Raw genomic sequence first — 21201 nt, forward strand, 5'->3', positions numbered from 1 at the left:
AGAACAGAACAACTGACAAAACAAGCAGAACAAAAGGCACACAAGCACATGACCATCCTCGCCAACAAAGTCCACCTGATTGACCACCCGCTGGTGCAGCACAAGCTCACCTTGATGCGCCGCAAGGACGCCTCCACCAACACCTTTCGCACACTGCTCAACGAGCTCAGCATGTTGATGGCCTACGAAGTCACACGCGACATGCCCATGCAGGACATCGAGATTGAAACCCCGCTGGAAAAAACCACGTCCAAAGTCATCGACGGCAAAAAGCTGGTGTTTGTCTCCATCCTGCGCGCCGGCAACGGCATTCTTGAAGGCATGCTCAGCGTGGTGCCCGGCGCGCGCGTGGGCCATGTCGGCCTGTACCGTGACCCCAAAACCCTGACGGCGGTCGAGTACTACTTCAAGATGCCACACGACATGGAAGAGCGCGACATCGTCGTGGTTGACCCGATGCTCGCCACCGGCAACTCGGCCATCGCGGCAGTCGAGCGGCTCAAGGAGCTCAACCCCAAATCCATCAAGTTTGTCTGTCTGCTGACCTGCCCCGAAGGCATTGCCGCGCTGCAAAAAGCTCACCCCGACGTGCCCATCTACACCGCAGCCATCGACCGCGAACTCAACAGCCATGGCTACATCCTGCCTGGCCTGGGCGACGCCGGCGACCGCATCTTCGGCACAAAATAGGCCGTTTGCCCAATAAACACGGGCGCAAGCAGCTACCTATTTAATAGCAGACTCCTTTCATGAAAATTCTCGGTCTGGCCCTGCTCCTGGGTCTGGGGGCGGTTCAGGCCGCGCCCTACACACCCGCCAGCGACGCCGAGGTGGTTGAACGCCTTCCTGCTCGCGCCAGCGATCCGGCCATCGGGCGGGTCGACTCGCTGCGCAAGCAACTGGCCGCGCGGCCAGACGATGTTGCTTTGCGCATAGACATTGCCCGGCGCTATTTCGACCTGGCCATGGCCCAGGGTGACCCGCGTTATGTGGGTTACGCGTCCGCGGCCATTGCGCCGCTTGCAAGCTCCGCCCCCGATCTTGCCGGCTACTGGCTGGTACACGGGTTGATCCAGCAATACAGCCATAACTTTGAAGGCGCGCTGCGCAGCCTGGCCAAGGCGCACGCGCTGGACCCGCAGTCCAGTGAACCCCTGGCCTGGCGCTCCGCCATCCACATGGTGCAGGCCAACTATGAAGAAGCCCTGGCTGAATGCAAACGGCTGGCGCCGCTGGTGCAACCGCTGCAGGCACAGGGCTGCTCAGCCTATGTGGAGGCCGCCACCGGGCAGCTGGCTGCGGCGTACGACGGCCTTGCCGCCGGGCTGGCCGCGGCCGGGCCGCTGTCACCCGAACTCAGGCTGTGGCTGAACACACGGCTGGCCGAAATGGCCGTCCGCCTGGGGCGCTTCCCGCAGGCTGAGGCGCATTTCAAGGCAGCGCTGCAGCAGGGCGTCACCGACCAGTTCCTCCTGGGCGCCTACGCCGACTACCTGCTGCAGCAAAACCGCCCGGCCGAAGTCATGCGCTTGCTCGAATCCTGGGAGCGCTCTGACATTCTTCTGCTGCGGCTGGCCATGGCCGGCCGTGCGGCCAAAGACAGTCGCGCTGATGGTTGGGCCAGCCAGCTGCGCGATCGCTTCGCAGCAGCAGCGCTGCGCGGGGACCGTCTGCACGAGCAGGAAGCCGCCCGTTTTGAGCTCGACATCGAAGGCAACCCGTCCAAAGCCCTGGACCTCGCCACCCGCAATTACAACGACCAGAAAGAGCCGCGCGACGCCGAAATCCTGATGCGTGCCGCCATCGCCGCCAAACAACCCCGCGCAGCCGCGCCCGCCATCGGCTGGATGCGCAGCAGCCGCTACGAAGACCCGCACTTGAAGACCCTGTTCGACACGCTGTCCACACCGGGTGCCGCACGATGAGAGGCCGGTTGAAGTTCTGGCTATTCAGCCTCATGGCCCTGCTGCTGTCCGCCAGCGCCTGGGCACACAAGCCCAGCGACAGCTACCTCACCCTGCGCGCCGCACAGGACAACGGCGACATCGCCGTGCGCTGGGACATCGCGCTGCGCGACCTCGACTACGTGCTGCAGCTGGACCGCGACGGCAACGGCGAGCTCAGCTGGGGTGAAGTGCGCCAGCGCGAGGCAGACATCGTCGGCCTGGCCAACAGCCGCCTGGCACTGAGCGCAGGCGGCGCAGCCTGCCCCTGGGCGGCCACCCAGCCCTTGATGCTGGACAAACACAGCGACGGCACCTACGCGGTGCTGCAGATGAACGCGCGCTGCGCCAGTCTGGCCGGCGGCCTGAAGGCGCGCTACTCCCTTTTCTTTGACGTTGACCCGACGCACCGCGGCCTGGTGCAGTGGGTGGCCCCCGGCAGTGCCACCGGTCAGGCGCTGATTTTCGGCACCGAATCTGCCGAACAATCCCTCGCGCTGCTGCCTGCCGGCGCGTGGCAAACGCTGGCGCAATACCTGGTCGACGGCGTCTGGCACATCTGGATAGGTTACGACCACATCCTCTTTCTGCTGGCCCTGCTGCTGCCGGCGGTGCTGGTGCGGCGCGAGAGCCGGTGGGAGCCCGCGCCGCAATTGGGCGGTGCCGTCAAGGAAGTGCTCAAGGTGGTCACCGCCTTCACCCTTGCGCATTCCATCACCCTGAGCCTGGCCGCGCTCGAAGTCATCACCCTGCCCTCGCGCTGGGTTGAGTCGGCGATTGCAGCTTCGGTGATTGTTGCGGCGCTGAGCAATCTGCGCGGCGGTGAATCGCGGCGCTGGGTCATGGCGTTTGTCTTCGGCCTGATCCACGGTTTCGGCTTTGCGTCGGTGCTGGCCGACCTGGGCCTACCCAAAGACGCGCTGGTGCTGGCCTTGGTGGGTTTCAACGTCGGCGTCGAGATCGGTCAGCTGGCCATTGTTGCCGTCTTCCTGCCCTTGGCCTTCTCGCTTCGGAGCACCCGCTTTTACCGGGTGGGCGTGCTCAAGGGCGGCTCGGTGCTGGTGGCCATGCTGGCCGCCTGGTGGCTGGTGCAGCGGCTGTTTGAGCTGTAGCAGGCGCGGCCAGGGCGCAAGGCGGCGTATCCTCAGGCGTTGATGAAGCCATATCGAAAGGGAGAACGTTGATGCGCAGGCGCTCACAGGACAAAGAAGCCGACCCGGCTTTTCTTGACGAAAGGACCGCACGCAAACAGGCAGAGCGGCAGGTCTTGCTGGACGCCCTGAATGGCGGCCTGCAAGCCGAAGCCATTGAATGGACAGCCAGCAACGACATCGCGCCAGAGCTGCTGGCCAGCCCGCGCATCCAATTGCGGCAGTGGAAAGACGCCGACCGCGAGCCCTTTGCAGCCATGGTGGCCGACCCTGAAGTCTTGCGGCACACCGCAAGGAAAAACGCTGATGATGAATAGCATCGAAAGCTCAGACCCGAGCGAGCCCGTGACCAAAGATATCAAGTCGGATGACCTGATAGCGGGACCGCAACGTGAGGTGCAGCGCAAGCTGGGTCGCACCATTCTGCAACTCCAGCAGTATGAGCAGCTGATGAAAGCGCTGATTGTTCACTCTGAAGAGACGGGCACGATTGATACCGCGCACGAGGAAAGGGAGAAACGGGCTGAAAAAGTTAGATTAGCGACCTTGGGTAACCTTGTCACAGTCGCATCAAACTCGTTTATTCGGACAACATCTTTCGAAGAAGAATCTGATCTGAAGGAGTCGCCAGATTCGATCCGCTTTCGTATGCGACTCGGTATCCAATTCAGCCCTGAGGATGGCGCACTCATAGTGGCGGAGCTGAAGCAGTTGGTAGAACTACGCAACAAGCTAATTCACCACTTCTTGGACCAATTTGATGTTTTCAGCATCGACGGTTGCCACGCAGCCTCTGAATACCTGGACAAATGCTATGCGACGATCAAGGCAGCCCAGGTCCGATTGAACGGATGGGCAGAAAACATGCAACAGTTGCGGCAAGAGGCGGGCGCATATATTCAGTCTGAATCGTTCAAAACCGCCCTAACGTCCCAGCTACCTTCGCTGACCGGAGTCACCGATGACCCAACCTGACCTGATTCTCCGCAATGCAAGTTTCCCCGATGGCCGAACAGCCCAGGACGTCGCGGTATTGGACGGAAAGATCATCGCCGTCCAACCCTCGTTGCCCGCAAGCGCGCCGGAGGAAATCGATTGCCAGGGCTATCTGCTCAGCCCGCCCTTTGTCGACCCGCATTTCCACATGGACGCCACCCTCAGCTACGGCCTGCCGCGCGTGAATGAAAGTGGCACCCTGCTCGAAGGCATCGCGCTGTGGGGCGAACTCAAGCCGCTGCTCACCGCCGACGCACTGATTGAACGCGCCCTCACCTACTGCGACTGGGCCGTGGCCAAAGGCCTGCTCGCTATTCGCAGCCATGTGGACACGAGTGATGCCAGCTTGCTGGCGGTGGACGCGCTGCTGGAAGTGAAGAAACAGGTAGCGCCTTATATTGACCTGCAGCTGGTCGCCTTCCCGCAAGACGGCGTGCTGCGCAGCAAAGGCGGCGTGGAGAACCTCAAACGTGCGCTCGACAAAGGCGTGGACGTGGTTGGCGGCATTCCGCACTTCGAGCGCACCATGGCCGAAGGCGCCGCCAGCGTGAAGCTGCTCTGCGAAATCGCCGCCGAGCGCGGCAAGCTGGTCGACATGCACTGCGACGAATCCGACGACCCGCTGAGCCGCCACATTGAAACCCTGGCGTTTGAGGCGCAGCGCTTGGGCCTGCAAGGCCGCGTCAACGGCAGCCACTGCACCTCCATGCACAGCATGGACAACTACTACGTGAGCAAGCTGCTACCTCTGATTGCTGAAAGCGGTGTCAGCGTCATCGCCAACCCGCTGATCAACATCACCTTGCAAGGCCGCCACGACACCTACCCCAAACGCCGCGGCATGACCCGCGTGCCCGAACTGATGGCCGCCGGTGTCAACGTCGCCTTCGGCCACGACTGCGTGATGGACCCCTGGTACGGCATGGGCAGCGGCGACATGCTCGAAGTCGCGCACATGGGCCTGCATGTGGCGCAGATGACGAGCCAGAAAGGCATTCGCCAGTGCTTTGACGCGGTGACGGTCAATGCGGCCAAGGTAATGCACCTCGAAGGCTACGGCATCGCGCAGGGCTGTGATGCGAGCTTTGTGCTGCTGCAGGCGCGGGATGCGGTGGAGGCGATCCGGCTGCGGGCGAATCGCTTGAAGGTTTGGAAGAATGGCAAGCTGCTAGCGGAGACACCGGAGGTGGTGGCAAGGTTGCGAGTAGACGGGCGGCCAGGTGAGACGGGTTTCTGTTTGCCTGGCTCAAGTAAATAAATTGCGGTTGGCTCAACCCAGTTTCCAACTGTTGCCAAAAAGAAGGTCGCTCCTTGCTGTAAATCGCTACTATTCCTACCAATTCCCAACGAGTCGGCAAAATGGCTTTATCGCAAGACATCAAAGACCGCATCTTTGCCGCCGCCGACGCCCTGCATGCGGCAAGCGACACCGACGAATTCCCGAGCTAATCAAGAAACATCGAGGGTGGCCTTGATGATGGCATGTTCCCGTTTCAAAGCCTGGGCTGCCGGGCAGTTTCTCGCGAGCGCCCTGGTCGGTCCCAAGCAAAAAACCGGGGCCTCGTGAACCGCAGAACCAGACAAGGAAATTCGATGCGTCTACCTTCACTTGTTTTAAGAGTCATTTTGTTGTCATCGCTCCCGTTTGGCGCTGAAACTGCTTTGGCTGATGAAGCTCTTTTGCCTGGCTTTGGCCGTTGTGCGGACGCTGCGTACATGCAGGTCTTTGATCGACGGCTGGGCGCGAGTTCATGCGACGACGTAGGCACGACAACTATCACCGCAAATGGCCGAACCACAAAAATGCGTGTCTTGAAATTGCGTGGATCTGCGAGCAGAGATCATGAAGCGCTCATGACGGAATTTCACGAGCTCGCCAGAAGTGTGGGGGCTGCGATGGAGAAAATGGGAACTGTCTCCCTCGGAAATGTGAGCGTGCTGCTCACCGATACCCCTCCGGTGGTTGATGATGAATACGGCCATACCATGACATTGGATGCCCAATACGGTGCTTATTCCCCTGCGCGAAAAATTGTAGAGCGCGAATGTCAAATCGCTTTCTTCAAGGGCGCTAGAGCCACCTCGCCTGAGGCCTTTTTTTTCGCCCTCTCCCACGAGCTATTTCACTGCATGCAATATCGCCTTTGGGAAGGGCAAATGGCTGCAGGACTACGTGCGGGCAGAGATACGGGAAGAGGTCTGGCAAATGCCGGGTGGTGGTGGATCGAGGGGACGGCCCACTACTTTGCATACTTGTCCAGGCCTGGGGCGGCGGAATACGACCCCAGCTTGTTGCCGTTCGATCAGTCAAGTGTGCGTACATCTCTCTACGAAATGATGAGTTATGACACCGCCGTGTTTTTTGCCTGGTGGGGACAGACGCGGGGACACAGCGCGATTCCAGCGTTCATAGCCCAAATGCCTTCTAGGCCCTCGCCCCGCCAGGAGCAGTTGGAAGCGCTACGGCGTGTTGTTACCAGCGACGAATGGTCTGAGTTCTCGAGGGCCTACCTTGACAGAAACATCCAACTGCCAGGAGGAAGGCTGATCCCGTCGAATCCTCAGCAAGGTGAGCCCTTGAGGATTTCAGATGCAGGGGAGTTTCCCTTGCCAACGACAAACTACGTCGTTGAGCGGCGCCCGATAATTTTTGCGCCTGGACGCGCCTATAACGTGAGCTTCGAAGGCCGACCGGCGGATGCGCGCATCAAATGGGCTGCATCGGCGGGCACAGGCTGGTCAGACCCGCCGGCAACTGTTTTAGCCTGCGAATCCGAAGCGCAATTCCGTGAGGTCCGCAGCACGTCATCGAGCGACACGGCAGGGGTGATGCGGGTCTCGATTCCTGACAGGGACACAAATTGCAATTGCGTGGTCGGTGAATGGCGGATGACCGAGCCGTCGCTTCTAGAGAACCTCAGAAGGCGCGCACACCGAAGCGTTGAATCCCACACCATCGTCAGTGGCAGGCTGTACCTGATATTCAATCCGGATGCGACGCCTACAAGCTTGGGCACCGGACGCTATGTTCATGAAAATCTCGTCTACCGAAGCCAACATCGCCCTGAGTCGGGGACAAGCCTCGTCGAAACCGCCCTGAAGGATTCATCTCCCATTTTCTGGGGTACGGGTGTGGGCAGTCTCATGATTGCGTTCCAGAACCCTTCTCGACGACCAGAGGGCACTGTCAATACCTCGACCTATATGAGAAGGCCGCACGTCCCGAATTCGCGGGGTGAAGACGGTGTCACCCTGCCCGTTACCAAAAAAGAGCCTCTATTGCTCGCCGTTGCTGGTGTAGGCCCTCTGCTCGGAGGCTCAACATACCAATGCAGCGGAAACAATTTGCACATCGAAAGTACCGGGTACCCGGACGGCACGCATACTTTTGATTTTGTTCGTATCTCGAGTCCCACGAGATAGACCGAGCCTCTTCGGTCGGCATGGTTTTTCCTGATTCGTACAGTGTTTTGATGCCGCGCGCCAGGCCGGCCCCGAACGCGATGGAAACATCCGCGATCTGGACCAGCTGAGCGTGGCCCAGTCCTGCGACTGCGGATACTAGATCGGACGAATGTCCACTTTGCGGAACTTGATGATCCCACGCCCCCATTGCAGCGCCACGGGCCCGCTGGTGAGTTTGCGGTCTTCCACGTCCACTGTTTTCACGCCATTCAGCACCAGCGTCAGGCGCGGGCCTTTGGCAGTGATCTCGTAGACATTCCACTTGCCGCCCGCCTTGGGCATGGGTGACACCTTGGCCACCTTCACGATGGCGCCGGTGCCATAGGTCGGGTCGGGCCGCTGGTCGAAGATGTTGGCTTCGTAGCAGTTCTCGTCAGTGATCTCGGCCGGGTTGGCGCAGCGCACAAAGACGCCGCTGTTGACGTCGTCGCTGGACCAGAACTCCACACGCATCGTGAAATCTGTGTAGGACTGTTTGGACACCAGGTAAGCCGGTCTGGCGCCGCCTGCCGTTGCCTGAATAGCACCGTCAGTACCCGACCAGTTGGCAACGCCCACCAGATTGAAGTTTTCCAGGCCACGCTCCCCGTCCACCAGGGCGGTCCAACTACCGCCCATGGGCATAGCGCAGCCGAGCAAAACCGTTGACAGCGCCGCAGCGCCCGCAAATTTCATCAATCCCATGGTGGTCTCCTGTTGTGTGGGCGATTTATAACCCCCAGGGCGATGCAGGTCAAATGAGCGCCTGGCGCGCCGCTCGCCAAACGGAAGTCTTCAACGGGTACATTGAGGCAATTCACTGTTCACACGCCATGGACTCCACCCATCTTCACCAAATTGCCGTCGAGGCCATGCGCTCCCGCGGCCTGTTGCCCGCGTTCTCTCCGCAGGCCTTGCGGGAAGCCGAAGCCGCGCGCCAGACCGGCCCCGAACGCAACGGAGACATCCGCGACCTGCGACAACTGACCTGGTTCTCGATTGACAACGACGACACGCGCGACCTGGACCAGCTGAGCGTGGCCGAGCCGTTGGCTGCGGGTGCCGCGCGGCTGCTTGTGGCGGTGGCCGATGTTGATTGCATGGTGCGGCCCGGCGGGGCGGTGGATGACCATGCGGGTACCAACACGACCTCGGTGTACACAGCGGCAGGCATTTTCCCCATGCTGCCCGAGGTGCTGTCTACAAACCTCACCTCACTGCACGAAAGCCAGGAGCGGCTGGCCGTGGTGGTGGACATGCAGGTGGCCGCAGATGGCACGGTGTCTGGCTCAGACATCTACCGCGCTTTGGTGCTTAACCGCGCGAAGCTCACTTACGACGCGGTTTCGGCCTGGCTGGACGGCGCGGCGCCGGCCCCGCCACAGGTGGCCAGCGTGCCCGGCCTGGAAGCGCAGGTGCGTCTGCATGACGCACTGGCCGGCAAGCTGCGGCAATGGCGCCAGTCGCGCGGTGCGCTCAATGTCAATACCATCGCCGCCCGCCCAGTGTTCAAGAAGGGTCAGCTGATCGACCTGCGTCCTGACGAGAAAAACCGGGCCAAGGATTTGATTGCCGACCTGATGATTGCCACCAATGGCGCGACGGCGCGCTTTCTGGTGGACAAGGGTTTTCCGTCGATACGCCGGTTTCTGCAGTCACCGCGCCGCTGGGACCGCATTGTTGCGCTGGCTGCAAGCCACAGCGTGGAGCTGCCCGCCCTGTCCGATGCGCTGGCGCTGGACGGCTTCCTGAGTGCGCGGCGCGCGGCCGACCCTGCGGGCTTTGCCGACCTGTCGCTGGCGGTGGTGAAAATGCTGGGCTCGGGTGAGTACGCCGCTGCGCCATCGGGGGGAAATGGAGCAAACGGATTGGGCCACTTCGGGCTGGCCGTCAATGACTACGCCCACTCGACCGCGCCCAATCGCCGCTTTCCCGACCTGATCACGCAGCGGCTGCTGAAGGCGGCTCTGGCCGGTGAAGCCTCACCCTACTCCGCCGAACAGCTGACGGAGATTGCCAGGCATTGCACGCTGCAGGAAGACAACGCCAGCAAGGTTGAGCGCCAGGTTCTCAAGGCGGCCGGCGCCTGGTTGCTGCAAGGGCGCATCGGCGATGTATTCAACGCCATCGTGACGGGCGCGGCACCCAAGGGCACGTTTGTGCGCATCAGCAGCCCTTTGCTGGAAGGCCGTGTCATGCGGGGTTTTGAAGGGCTGGACGTAGGCGACACGACGCGCGTCAAGCTGCTCGCGGTTGATACTGAAAAGAGCTTCATCGACTTTGAGCGGGTTTGAGCCGGATCGACTTTTCTTGGCCCCGTCGATCAGCTAAGCTTTGTTCCGTCGCAACCTCAGGCACCAAAGCAGCCCCATGACAAGTTACTGGCTCATGAAATCCGAACCCGAAGAATGCTCAGTCGACGACGCGCTCGCGGCGAAGAAATCGACGGTGCCCTGGGTCGGCGTGCGCAACTACCAGGCACGCAACTTCATGCGCGACGGCATGCGGGTCGGTGATGGCGTGCTTTTCTACCACTCGAGTTGCGCGGAGCCGGGCATCGTCGGCCTGGCGCAGGTGGCGTCAGCGCCCTACCCCGACCCGACGCAGTTTGACCCCAAGTCGCACTACCACGATCCCAAGTCAAAGCCTGAAGAGCCGCGCTGGCTGCTGGTGGATGTGCAGGTGCTGAAGAAGACGCGCAACCTGACCTTGCCGGAGCTGCGCGCCAACCCGGCGCTGGAAGACATGGTGATTCTGCGCAAGGGCAACCGCTTGTCCATCACCCCGGTGGAGCCGAAACACTGGCGGGAAATATCCAGGCTGCTCGGCAAGTCTTGAGCCTGGGATCACCTCAAAAACAGCATGGCCACGGCCGCGGGCTTCGACGCCCATCTCACCAAGCCGCTGGGTTTTCCCGCGCTGCAGGAGTTCCTGCAGTCCGCCGGCGTGACGTGCTAAGCCGAATCGGCCTTTTCCCCTTGTCCCTTCTGGATAGTTCGCTATTTAAAACATAGCGAATTTCGTTGTTCGGCCTGCAGACCCGAAGACATTTTGCTTGCCAGCGCACATTCGAGCAGAGTCAACCCCACCCATTCACCAGTCATTTTTTTTCTGCGCAAGGGTTATCCTGCGGCATGGGCATTGATTTCAGCGTCGAGCAGCGAGAGGCGTACGCAGTCGTTCGCGTAGAAGGTGCCCCATCCCTTGAAGAGTTTTTGCATTTTGTGGAAGCGCTCGCCGGGCAGTCCCGCGGCTGGCTCAGTGGCCGCGCGCTGTGTGATTTGCGCGGCGTGCGTACCCTGAAGTCCTACGCCGAACACCAGGCTGTGGGTGAGGCGGTGGGCCGCCACCTGCAACACCTCCGCCAGGTGGCGTCCGTCGTGCCGGCCGACCGCATCACGCACACCAGCGAAAAGACGGCACAAAAAGCCGGTGTCAACCTGATGGTGTTCACCAGCGAAGATGAGGCCATCAAGTGGCTCACTCCGCCTGAATGACGTCCTGAGCAAGCGAGGTACATCGCCTTGTCAGGTGGCGGACTTCAGCGCCACCAGCACCACGATGACCACCGCCAGGATCAGGGAAACACCCCGCCAAAAGCCCACCGGGTTGCGCTCCAGCAAAGCCGGCCGGGTCTTGTCCAGAAAGGTCTGGTTGGGGTGGCGCAGGTCGTATAAAAATTCCGACAGCTCGCCATAACGCTTGACGGGGTCGGGGTGAACGGCTTTGCGGAGCACGCCGTCTATCCACGCGGGTATGCCCTGGTCGTCGTACAGCACGGAGTCGTAGCGCAGTTTGCTTTGTGCGGCGCGGGTTCGGCATTTCGCGACCTCGGCGCCGTAGGGAAGCTTGCCCGTCAGCATCTGGTAGGTGATGACCCCGAGCGAGAAGATATCTGAGCGTGTGGTGCCGCCCTCGCCCAAAAAATACTCCGGCGCGGAATACTGGGCCGTGCCCAGAATATCGTCACGTCCGCCGGACGTGTCTGCTTCCATGAAGCTGGCCACGCGGGTTGAGCCGAAGTCAATGATCTTGGCCGTGCCGGTCTTGTCGATCATGACGTTCTCGGGCCGCAGGTCCTGGTGCAGCATCTCCAGCCGGTGAAACGCGAGCAGGCCTTTGGCGATTTGCTCCACCACCCCGCGCACGGCTTCCGGGCCGGGGCGGGGGTTGTCATTCATCCACTGGCTCAGCGTTTGCCCGTCGATGTATTCGGTGGCCACATACACAAAGTGGCGCTTTCGGGTCGGCACGTAAGGCTTCAGCACATGCGCGCTGTTGATGCGCCTTGCGATCCACTCTTCGGTCAGAAACCTCTCAAGGTAGGCCGGGTCGCCGCCCAGGTCTATCGACGGTGTTTTGAGGATGACAAGCGCGCCTGTGTCGTTGTCGGTGGCCAGGTAAATATGGCTGCGGCTGCTGCCGTGCACTTCGCGGACGATGGTGTAACCGTCAAATTCCGTTCTGGCTTCGAGGATGGGCGGAAGCGGCAGGCCTGACAACTGCTGCACCATCTCGCTGGTCTGCCCGCGGGGCAGCTCGTCGACACGCACGACCTGTGCCGTGAGGTTGTCGGCGCTGCCCTGTTGGAGGGCTTTTTCGACGATGGATTTGGCGGCAATATCCAGCCCTTCCGGCTCGTTGGCGCAGATGTGGATGATGCCGGCCATGTCGTGCTCGCTGACGTGCTCGTACACACCGTCAGTTGCCAGCAGAAAAATGTCTCCCTGCTCCACTTGCTGGGTCTGGTAGTCAATTTCAAGCTGCGGCTTGACGCCCAGCGCACGGCCCAGGTAGCTTTGGCCCTGGGAAATCCACACGCGGTGGTCAGTGGTGAGTTGCTCCAGCGACTTGCCGCGCAGGCGGTAAATACGTGAATCACCGACATGAAAAATATGCGCGGTGGTCGACTTGATGACCATGGCGCTCAGGGTGCACACATAGCCTTTGTCTTTGTCGTAGCGGTACTGGCTTTTCTGCGTTTGCGCGTGCAGCCAGGAGTTGGTGGCGCTCAAAATCCGCTCGGCCGAAGTCTTGACCGACCATGCTTCCGAGGTGCAGTAGTAGTCTTCGAGGAAACCGGTGACGGCGTACTGGCTGGCCACGTCGCTGACGGCGCTGCTGCTGATGCCGTCGGCCAGCGCAATGGCAATGCCCTTGGCACTCAGCTGCGGCTCTTTCGGTACGTAGATACCGTGGAAATCCTGATTGGTTTCCTTGCGGCCCTTGTCCGAATACTGACCTGCCGATATCTTCAGTTCACTGGACATGTGGGGTACCGAAAAAGCCCCCGCGTATTCGGGATACGCAAGGGCCTTTGTTTTTGAGACGGACTATTTGATGGAACGTGTCGGTCCGGTTTTAATGTGCGTGGCATACAGTGTCAGGCCGGTGAAGGCCAGGCCGCCTACCAGGTTGCCCAGCACCGTCGGAATCTCGTTCCAGATCAAATAGTCCATGATGGTAAAGTGCGCGCCCAGCAGCAGGCCCGAGGGGAACAGGAACATGTTCACGATCGAGTGCTCGAACACCATGTAGAAGAACAGCATGATGGGCATCCACATCGCGATCACTTTGCCGCTGACCTGGGTGGAAATCATTGCACCCACCACGCCGGCCGACACCATCCAGTTGCACAGCATGCCGCGCACGAACAATGTAAGCATGCCGTTCGCGCCGTACTTCTGGTAGCCGAGCGTGCGGCTCTCGCCGATCACGCCAAGGGCCTTGCCCACCGCGCTGGGCTCGGTGGAGAAGCCGTTGGTGACGTAGATCGCCATCATCACGGCCACCGTGAAGGCGCCGGCGAAGTTGCCGACGAACACCAGGCCCCAGTTGCGCAGCACGCCCTTGAGGGTGACGCCCGGGCGCTTGTCGATCAGCGCCAGCGGGCACAGCACGAACACGCCCGTGAGCAGGTCAAAGCCGAACAGATACAGCATGACGAAACCCACCGGGAACAGCACCGCGCCCAGCAACGGCTGGCCGGTCTGCACGTTGATGGTGACTGAGAACCAGGCCGCCAGGGCCAGGATGGCGCCGGCCATGTAGGCCCGGATCACGGTGTCGCGGGTGGACATGAAGATTTTGGATTCGCCCGCATCCACCATCTTGGTCACAAATTCCGAAGGCACTAAATAAGCCATACGACCCCTTAAATCCTGAAAAACCAAAAAAAAATCCACTTCGAGATCTTCAAAAAGATGAAGACCGAAGTGGACGACGTTATCCATTCAGATCGATGGGTACCGCGAGTTTCGCTGTACCCTGCGCAGGCCTTCGTTAGCCTGACTTGATGGATGAAGCACATACCGTGCCGTTAAACAAAGCACGATGAAAACCCGCCCTGCAAGGGGGCAAGGGACGGCACGGCGCGGATTGGTCGCCCCAAACTTGTGCATCAGGACTCAAAAAGAGGCATATTTTGGTGCCAACCAGTACTTCATTTGGGCAAACGTGCGCTGACTTGGGCTGTACACGCCCGGCAGCACCGCCGCGTTTCAGTGCGGTGGCTGATTCATGAGGCTGACATGTAGTGCCAAAAGAATAGGCGCTTCAACGTCTTATTTCTTGGAGAAACTCATGGATCGCCGCCAATTTTTTTATTCGACCACCGTGCTGGGAGGCTCGGTCATGGCGCTGCCCCGCCTCGCCAGGGCGCAGGCCGCTCCTGCCCTCATCACGCGCGACGCCATGCGGCCACAAATGGCCCACGGGATTCAAAGTGGCGATCCGAAGGCGGACGCCGCGGTCATCTGGACCCGGAGTGACCGGCCTTCACGCCTTTGGTTGGAGTGGGCAACGACCGCCAGTTTTGCCAATGCCACCCGTGTGCGGGGGCCCTACCTGATGGACGACACCGACTTCACCGGGCGTGTGGATCTGACGGGCTTGCCGGCGGGCCAGGAAATTTTCTACCGCGTGGTGCTGCAAGACCTGCATAACGAACGTGTGCTGTCTGAAGCCGTGCCCGGCCACCTGCGCCTGCCTGCCAACGCAGGGGGCAAGGCTGTACGCGACGTGCGCTTTACCTGGAGTGGCGATACGGCCGGGCAAGGCTGGGGCATCAACGAGGCATGGGGCGGCATGAAAATCTACGAGCAAATGCGAAAGGTCAACCCTGACTTCTTCCTGCATTGCGGTGACACGATTTACGCCGACGGCCCAATCGCGGCCCAGGTCAAGCTCGCTGACGGATCCCTCTGGAACAACGTGGTCACCGAAGAAGTCAGCAAGGTTGCGGAAACACTCAACGAGTACCGCGGCCGCTACCGCTACAACCTGATGGACGCCAATGTTCGCCGCATGGCGGCAGAAGTGCCGCAAATATGGCAATGGGATGACCACGAGGTGGTCAACAACTGGTCTGACTCCAAAGACCTCGGTGCTGACAAGCGTTACACCGAAAAGAACGTGCCTTTGCTGGTGGCGCGCGCCACCAAAGCTTTTCATGAATTTGCGCCCATACGCCGTACCGCCGACGTTGAGAGTGAGCGTGTGTACCGGCATTTGCCGCAAGGCCCCCTGCTGGACATGTTTGTGGTCGACATGCGAAGCTATCGCGGCCCCAACACCCACAACCTGCAGACCAGCGAGACCGAGGAAAGCGCCTTCATGGGCCGCCCTCAAATCGCCTGGCTGCTGGACGGCCTCAAGCGTTCGAAGTCAGTCTGGAAAGTGATCGCCGCCGACATGCCCATCAGCCTGCATGTGGCCGATGGAAAAGATGCCGACGGGCGCGACCGCTGGGAAGCCAGCGCCAACGGCGATGACGGCACCCCCATGGGCCGCGAACTCGAAATTGCGCGCCTGCTGCGCGAGATCAAGCGCGCCAGCATCAAGAACGTGGTCTGGCTGACCGCCGATGTGCACTACACCGCCGCGCATTATTTTGACCCGGCCAAGGCCCGGCTCAGTGATTTTTCGCCGTTCTGGGAGTTTGTGTCGGGCCCGCTCAACGCCGGTGGTTTTGGGCCCAACAAAACCGACGCCACCTTCGGCATGCAGGTGGTGTACCAGAAAGCCCCGAGCGAAGTGAATGCACCGCCCACCAACGGCATGCAGTTCTTTGGTCAGGTGGACATCGACGCCAAAACCAAAGCCATGACGGTCACCTTGAAAGACCTGGTTGGCGCGTCGCTTTACACCAAAACACTGGCACCGCAGCGAGGCTGAGCGGCATGGATTCCGGGTCAGGCTCGCAATGACGGAGAACGCAGTTCAGGGGTGCTTGCTCTCTATCAGCCTGACCAACGCCCACAACACCCGGTTCGCCGGCGTTGCCACGCCCAGTGCCTCGCCGCGTTTGACGACCAGCCCGTTGAGGTAGTCGATCTCGGTGGGCTTGCCGCGCGCCAGGTCTTGTGCGGTGGATGAAAACTGGCCGGGCATGCTGCCGGCCAGTTTGTCGACAGCCAGAAGCATGTCACCCTGCACCTGCACGCCCTCGGCCTTGGCCACGGCCAGGCATTCGGCCACCACGTCGCGCATGACGTCTTTCACGCCTTCACCCTGCACGGTTCTGCCGTAAGGCAGCTGTGCGATGGCTGAAACGGCGTTATAGGCACAGTTGAGGATGAGCTTGGCCCACAGTGCACCGCGCACGTTGCCGGAGATTTCAACCGGCACACCAGCAGCGACGAATGCCTGGGCCGCGGCCTCACTCAGGCTGGAAGGCTCGATCACCAGCTCGCCACGGCCATGGTGTTTGACGTGGCCGGGGCCGGCCATTTCGGTGGCGACGTACACCACGGCGGCGGCCACGCTGTGCTGCGGCAGCACGGTGCGCAGGCGGTCGGCGTTGTCCACGCCGTTTTGCAGGCACAACACCAGCGCACCGGGTGCCAGGTGCGGCCGGATCAACGCGCCTGCAGATTCGGTGTCGGTGGATTTCACGCAGAACAGCACCAGGTCGGCGCCCTGCACGGCGGAAGGTTCGCTGTTGGCGGCCAGTCGCACGTGTTCGTCGAAGGTACGGGTTTCCATGCGCAGGCCATCACTCTGGACGGCGTCAACATGCCGGGGCCGGGCAATCAGCACCACATCAAGCCCGGCACGGGCCAGCATGCCGCCGTAATAACAACCGACGGCGCCTGCGCCCATGACGGCAACTTTGAGGGATGGGGTCATGGTGTCTTTGCTTTCGGTGAGTAAGGAAACGGGAATTGTGGGTGAAGTCTGCCGCCCTTGCAGACAGGCAGACTCCTTAACCCAGGCAGCCAGGTGCTATCGCTTTCCCGCCAATATTCGTACGCTATCAAATATATAGCTATTCGCGCCCGTATTCATTGGGCCAGTGGCTCATTTCGTATCAAAAAAGAGGCCCTTCGGGTTTTTGGGTGTTTTCAGGGCCGCGGCAGGGTGACCCGGGCACGCAGGCCACCTCCTGCGGCCGGCAGCAGGTCCAGCGTTCCGCCGTGCGCGCGCACGATGCGGTCGACGATGGCCAGGCCTAAACCCGCGCCGGGCGGGCCGGTGCGCGTGCTTTCCGCACGGCGAAAGGGTTGCTTCAACGCCTCCGCTTCTGCTGCGGCGATGCCGGCGCCGCGGTCCGTCACCTCTATCCAGACTGACTCGCCCCGCTCGCCGGTGGCTATCGTGACTGGCGGGCTGCCATGGCGCCAGGCGTTTTCGACCAGATTGGTTAGCGCGCGGCGCATGGCCCGCTGTCGCAGCATTACCGGCGCTAATCCGCCTGCCTGTAAGGTTACCGGCCGGCCATGGTCGGCCGATGCCGCCACCACTTCTGCCGCCAGCGCGTCCAGATCAACCGGTACCCGTTCTTCGCTGTCGGTACTGCGGGCAAAGTCCAGAAACTGGCCGATGATGGCGTCCATTTCCTCGACACCGCGCGTCATGCTGGCCATCAGCTCGGCATCGGCCTTGTCGCGCAGGATTTCAATGCCCAGCCGCAGCTTGGTCAACGGCGTGCGCAAATCATGTGAAACACCGGCCAGCATCAGCGTTCGTTCGTCATCGGCCTGGGCCAGGGCGCGCACCATCTGGTTGAAGCTGCGGCTCAGGTCGGCAATTTCCGTGGGGCCATCTTCAGGCAATGGCTGCGGGCTGTTGCCGCCAGCCAGTGTGTGCGCTGAGGCCACCACGCGGCGCAACGGGCGATTGAGGTAATGGTGAATCAGCAGCGCGCCCAACAATGCCAGCATGGCGCTGGCAAGCGACGCAACCACCCATGCGCCGGTAAATTCGCGCGCCGGCAGCACACCGGGCAAGGTGACCCAGTGGTCGGCGCCGTCGAGCCGCAAACGCACCGCCAGGCTGCCGCCGGCCTCACGGCGCCAGATGATCTCTGCGCCCTCCCCCTCGGCCGCAATACCACGTGAAGCTTCGCGAACGAAGCGGCGCTCCAGCCGGCTGAGCAGCAGGCGCTGGCCGCGATCAGTTCCGTCGACTTCATGCGTGACGCCCTGCATGGCGCGGTGGTTGAACCGGGCCACAAAAGCTTCGCGCTGGGCCGGCGGCATAGCAGCCAGGCCGGCACGTATCGAACTCACATTGCGCGTCACGGCCACCGAAAGCTGCGCCAGCCGCGGTTTGACAATCAGCTGGCGCACCATCAGCGCACCAAGCAGCTGGCCCAGCACAATGAGCACCACGATCAGCAGCACATTGCGGCCGAACAGGCTGCGCGGGAATAGCCTCACGGCTTGCCCGCCTTGCCGTGTTTTGCCGCACCGCCTTCCGGCACAAACACATAACCCACGCCCCAGACGGTCTGGATGTGCACCGGCTGGGAAGGATCCGCCTCAATCAGCTTGCGCAAGCGCATGACCTGCACGTCGATGCTGCGGTCGGTGGCTTCGTGGTCACGGCCATAGGCCAGCTCGATCAGCCGCTCGCGGCCCAACGGCCGGTTGGGGTGCAAGGCCAGCGCCTGCAGCAGGTTGAACTCACCCGTGGTCAAAGGCACGTCCTGCCCATTCCTTTCAAGCCGGCGCGCCTCCAGCGCCAGCGTGAAACCACCAAACTGCACGGAGCCCTGGCCGGGCAAGGGGCCGCTGTGGGCGCCCAGCATGCGCTGCCTGCGCACCAGCGCCTGGATGCGTGCGAGCAGCTCGCGCGGGTTGAAGGGTTTGGGCAGGTAGTCGTCGGCACCCATTTCGAGCCCGACGATGCGGTCCACCGGGTCGCCCCGGGCAGTGAGCATGACGATGGGAATGGTTTCGCCCTGCGCGCGCAGGCGGCGGCACACCGCCAGGCCGTCTTCGCCCGGCATCATCACATCAAGCACCAGCACGTCAAAACGCTCGCGCGCCAGCAGGGCATCCAGGGTTTTGGCATCTTCCAGCGTGCGCACCGCATAACCCTGGTCGCCCAGGTAGCGCTGCAGCAGGCTGCGCAGGTCCGCCTCATCGTCCACCACCAGGACCCGGGCCAGGGCCTCGCTCATCGTGATGGGCCTGTCTGTACTGTTTGTACTGTCTGTAAATAGGTCATAAAAAGCACCTGCCGCAAGAAAGATGCCCCATGGTAGCGGCCCGGCCAGAACCAGGCGCCCGGCAAATCATGACAAACGATGACAAAGCCGGGTTTTGCTCATGCATTGTCATCAAGAGGCCCGCGGCTGCCATGGTTGGCTCACATCTGCCGGCGACAGTTGAATCACGACACGGCGAGGGCCGTTTCGCAGTCTCAACACCGTTCAACGACTTTCAATTTGAAGGAGTCCGCCATGAAAACCGCCCTTTCAGCTACCACCCTGACCTTTGCCCTGCTGGCCGTAGGTTTTGCCGCAACCGATGCCGACGCGGCCAGCCACCGCGTCGTGCGCCCCAACGCTGGGGGCGGTGCGACCGCCACCACAGCCGTGACACGCCAGGGAGCGCAGGGCGGCACGCGGGTGCGAAACCGAGCCACCACCACCGACGGGCAAGGCAATGCCACAACCGCCGGCGGCGCCACCACCACCGGCCCCCGTGGTGCCACTGCCGTACGCAGCGGCCAGGCCAGCCGCAGCGCCGACGGTTCTGCCCAGCGCAGCGGCAGCTTTGCCGCCAGCGGCGCCAAAGGCAATGTGGAAACCAGCGGCAGCAGCAGCAAAAGCGCCGATGGCACTGTAGACGCCAACCGCAGCACCAGCGCTACCAGTGCTGCCACCGGCAACAGCGTGCAAAGCACGGCAACCTACAACCAGGCCACCGGCGTGACCCGGAACACCACCTGCTACGACGCCTCCGGCGCGACCATGAGCTGTCCGTCGCGCTGAGTGGAAACCGACTTTTTGTAACGCATTTCCACAACCTTTCATTGGAGCCCTCTCATGAAACCCTTCTCCTTCTCTATCTTGCGCACACTCCCGCTCATCGGCATCCTGGCATTGGCCACCGCGGCCCAGGCCCAGGCACCCGATGCTGCCCGCATGGAAAAAGCCCGCAATGAGCTGAAAAAACGCTTTGCCGCAGCCGACATCAACAAAGACGGCAAACTGACACGCGAGGAAGCGCAGGCCAAGATGCCCATGGTTTACAAAAACTTCGATGCCATCGACGCAAGCCACTCCGGTGTCGTCACACCGGGCGACATTGGTGCCTACATGACGTCGAAGAAAAGCGCCCGCAAACCGGCCGGTTGACCATGCCGCCACGTTCGCGCTTTTACTGGAGAGATATTGATGATCTGTCTTGCCACCCTCCTGCGACGCATCGGCCTTGCCGCGCTTCTTGTATCAGGCAGCTTCGCCTTCGCTGTGCCCACCATGCAGGAAGGCGTGCGCCGCATCGCCAACGTTCCGTACGGCGAGGACCCACGCCAACGCATGGACGTCTACCTGCCGGAGCAGGCGGCAGGCGCAGCCAATGTGCCCGTGATCGTCATGGTGCATGGCGGCGCTTGGATGGCGGGCAACAAGGCCATGCCCAAAGTGGTGGACAACAAAGTGGCTTATTGGGTCAAACAAAAGGGCTGGATTTTTGTCTCGGTTGGTTACCGGCTCTCGCCACAAGTGGATCCGCTGGTGCAGGCGCGTGATGTAGCCGGCGGGCTGGCCAGGGCGCAGTCCATGGCCGCCTCATGGGGAGGCAACCCGGCAAAATTCGTCCTCATGGGGCATTCTGCTGGCGCACACTTGGTGGCGTTGCTGAGCGCCTCGCCTTCGCTGGCCCGCGAAGCAGGCGCACAAGCCTGGCTGGGCACCGTGGCGCTTGACAGCGCTGCGCTGGACCTGGAACGCATCATGCAGGCCCGGCACATGCGTTTTTACGACCGCGTCTTTGGCGCCGACCCGGCTTACTGGCGCAGTGTCTCGCCCAGCAGTGTGCTGGCGTCTGATGCCGTGCCCATGCTCCTGGTCTGCTCGACGCAGCGAGGCGACGGCCCCTGTCCGCAGGCACGCGATTTTGCCGCCAAAGTGACGGGCAAAGGGGGACGGGCAAGCGTGCTGCCGCAAAACATGACGCACGAACAGATCAACACCCTGCTGGGCCTGCCAGGAGTCTACACAGAAGCTGTGGAAGGATTCCTGTCCGGCTTGCCCCTGCGGTGATAACGCAGGGTAAAAAAATGGCATTTGCCCTTTATTCATGGGCTCTGATTGCTATCTAATCAATAGCGCATCGGGGTACTATGCTGTAGCGGCAAAATCGGTAGCGGGTGCCAGGGGCACTTGATGCGCATCAGGTCCGCCCAAAGCGCCAGACGTTAGGATGGAGGGT

At 61.6% G+C, this 21201-nt stretch carries 20 protein-coding genes; 14 read left to right on the forward strand and 6 right to left on the reverse strand.

Annotated features, from left to right (window positions below; all coding sequences use genetic code 11):
* Positions 1–48: 48 nt before the first annotated feature.
* From upp to B0B52_RS14045, 7 genes are all read left to right on the forward strand, one after another.
* Positions 49–690, forward strand: a complete 642-nt coding sequence (gene upp / locus B0B52_RS14015; protein ID WP_077594274.1) for a uracil phosphoribosyltransferase — start codon at positions 49–51, stop codon at positions 688–690.
* A gap of 59 nt (positions 691–749) precedes the next feature.
* Positions 750–1925, forward strand: a complete 1176-nt coding sequence (locus B0B52_RS14020) for a hypothetical protein (protein ID WP_077594275.1) — start codon at positions 750–752, stop codon at positions 1923–1925.
* 8 nt (positions 1926–1933) lie between these two features.
* A complete protein-coding gene (locus B0B52_RS14025) occupies positions 1934–3055 on the forward strand; it encodes a HupE/UreJ family protein (protein ID WP_371327401.1) in 1122 nt (373 codons plus the stop codon).
* A 71-nt stretch (positions 3056–3126) separates the two neighbouring features.
* The gene (locus B0B52_RS22705) at positions 3127–3411 is read left to right on the forward strand and encodes a GNAT family N-acetyltransferase (RefSeq protein WP_254425710.1); all 285 of its coding nucleotides are present in this window, start codon (positions 3127–3129) and stop codon (positions 3409–3411) included.
* Entirely contained in the window at positions 3401–4069 is a 669-nt protein-coding gene (locus tag B0B52_RS14035; protein ID WP_077594277.1) for a hypothetical protein, read from the forward strand. The genes B0B52_RS22705 and B0B52_RS14035 overlap by 11 nt, the downstream gene beginning before the upstream one ends.
* Positions 4056–5348 carry an amidohydrolase family protein gene (locus B0B52_RS14040; protein ID WP_077594278.1) on the forward strand — a complete coding sequence of 431 codons (1293 nt, stop codon included), beginning with the start codon at positions 4056–4058 and terminating at the stop codon, positions 5346–5348. Before B0B52_RS14035 ends, B0B52_RS14040 begins: the two co-directional genes overlap by 14 nt.
* Positions 5349–5683: 335 nt before the next feature.
* Positions 5684–7513, forward strand: a complete 1830-nt coding sequence (locus tag B0B52_RS14045; protein WP_139351944.1) for a hypothetical protein — start codon at positions 5684–5686, stop codon at positions 7511–7513.
* A 138-nt stretch (positions 7514–7651) separates the two neighbouring features.
* Here B0B52_RS14045 and B0B52_RS14050 read toward each other — a convergent pair whose 3' ends face one another.
* Positions 7652–8239, reverse strand: coding sequence for a DUF1080 domain-containing protein (locus tag B0B52_RS14050; protein WP_077594280.1), 588 nt, complete (start codon positions 8237–8239; stop codon positions 7652–7654).
* A 128-nt stretch (positions 8240–8367) separates the two neighbouring features.
* On the opposite strand from B0B52_RS14050, the gene B0B52_RS14055 reads away from it, so the two are divergent.
* The 3 genes from B0B52_RS14055 to B0B52_RS14065 all read left to right on the forward strand — a co-directional run bounded on the left by B0B52_RS14055 (position 8368) and on the right by B0B52_RS14065 (position 11031).
* Positions 8368–9828, forward strand: a complete 1461-nt coding sequence (locus B0B52_RS14055; protein ID WP_077594536.1) for an RNB domain-containing ribonuclease — start codon at positions 8368–8370, stop codon at positions 9826–9828.
* A gap of 76 nt (positions 9829–9904) precedes the next feature.
* Positions 9905–10372: an EVE domain-containing protein gene (locus B0B52_RS14060; protein WP_077594281.1), complete on the forward strand. Its 468-nt coding sequence runs from the start codon at positions 9905–9907 to the stop codon at positions 10370–10372.
* A 296-nt stretch (positions 10373–10668) separates the two neighbouring features.
* Positions 10669–11031 carry an STAS/SEC14 domain-containing protein gene (locus tag B0B52_RS14065; RefSeq protein ID WP_077594282.1) on the forward strand — a complete coding sequence of 121 codons (363 nt, stop codon included), beginning with the start codon at positions 10669–10671 and terminating at the stop codon, positions 11029–11031.
* A gap of 30 nt (positions 11032–11061) precedes the next feature.
* On the opposite strand, the gene B0B52_RS14070 is transcribed toward B0B52_RS14065, so the two are convergent.
* Positions 11062–12804: a bifunctional protein-serine/threonine kinase/phosphatase gene (locus tag B0B52_RS14070; protein WP_077594283.1), complete on the reverse strand. Its 1743-nt coding sequence runs from the start codon at positions 12802–12804 to the stop codon at positions 11062–11064.
* A 63-nt stretch (positions 12805–12867) separates the two neighbouring features.
* On the reverse strand, positions 12868–13680 hold the full coding sequence (locus B0B52_RS14075) for a formate/nitrite transporter family protein (protein WP_077594284.1): 813 nt from the start codon (positions 13678–13680) through the stop codon (positions 12868–12870).
* Between the two features lie 436 nt (positions 13681–14116).
* Between B0B52_RS14075 and B0B52_RS14080 the strand changes: the two genes are divergently transcribed.
* The gene (locus B0B52_RS14080; protein WP_077594285.1) at positions 14117–15709 is read left to right on the forward strand and encodes an alkaline phosphatase; all 1593 of its coding nucleotides are present in this window, start codon (positions 14117–14119) and stop codon (positions 15707–15709) included.
* Between the two features lie 45 nt (positions 15710–15754).
* Here B0B52_RS14080 and B0B52_RS14085 read toward each other — a convergent pair whose 3' ends face one another.
* From B0B52_RS14085 to ompR, 3 genes are all read right to left on the reverse strand, one after another.
* The gene (locus B0B52_RS14085) at positions 15755–16663 is read right to left on the reverse strand and encodes a ketopantoate reductase family protein (RefSeq protein ID WP_077594286.1); all 909 of its coding nucleotides are present in this window, start codon (positions 16661–16663) and stop codon (positions 15755–15757) included.
* A 215-nt stretch (positions 16664–16878) separates the two neighbouring features.
* A complete protein-coding gene (locus tag B0B52_RS14090) occupies positions 16879–18195 on the reverse strand; it encodes an ATP-binding protein (protein ID WP_077594287.1) in 1317 nt (438 codons plus the stop codon).
* A complete protein-coding gene (gene ompR, locus B0B52_RS14095) occupies positions 18192–18941 on the reverse strand; it encodes a two-component system response regulator OmpR (protein ID WP_077594288.1) in 750 nt (249 codons plus the stop codon). The genes B0B52_RS14090 and ompR overlap by 4 nt, the downstream gene beginning before the upstream one ends.
* A gap of 282 nt (positions 18942–19223) precedes the next feature.
* Here ompR and B0B52_RS14100 point away from each other — a divergent pair, with 282 nt between their 5' ends.
* Genes B0B52_RS14100 through B0B52_RS14110 form a run of 3 tightly spaced genes read left to right on the forward strand, consistent with a single transcriptional unit; the run spans position 19224 to position 21032 of the window.
* Positions 19224–19757 carry a hypothetical protein gene (locus tag B0B52_RS14100; protein WP_077594289.1) on the forward strand — a complete coding sequence of 178 codons (534 nt, stop codon included), beginning with the start codon at positions 19224–19226 and terminating at the stop codon, positions 19755–19757.
* A 54-nt stretch (positions 19758–19811) separates the two neighbouring features.
* Positions 19812–20123 (forward strand): hypothetical protein, encoded by a 312-nt coding sequence (locus tag B0B52_RS14105; protein WP_077594290.1) that lies wholly within the window; start codon positions 19812–19814, stop codon positions 20121–20123.
* A gap of 39 nt (positions 20124–20162) precedes the next feature.
* Positions 20163–21032: an alpha/beta hydrolase gene (locus B0B52_RS14110; RefSeq protein ID WP_077594291.1), complete on the forward strand. Its 870-nt coding sequence runs from the start codon at positions 20163–20165 to the stop codon at positions 21030–21032.
* Positions 21033–21201 lie beyond the last annotated feature (169 nt).

Source organism: Polaromonas sp. A23, from assembly GCF_002001015.1.
Taxonomy (GTDB): domain Bacteria; phylum Pseudomonadota; class Gammaproteobacteria; order Burkholderiales; family Burkholderiaceae_C; genus Polaromonas.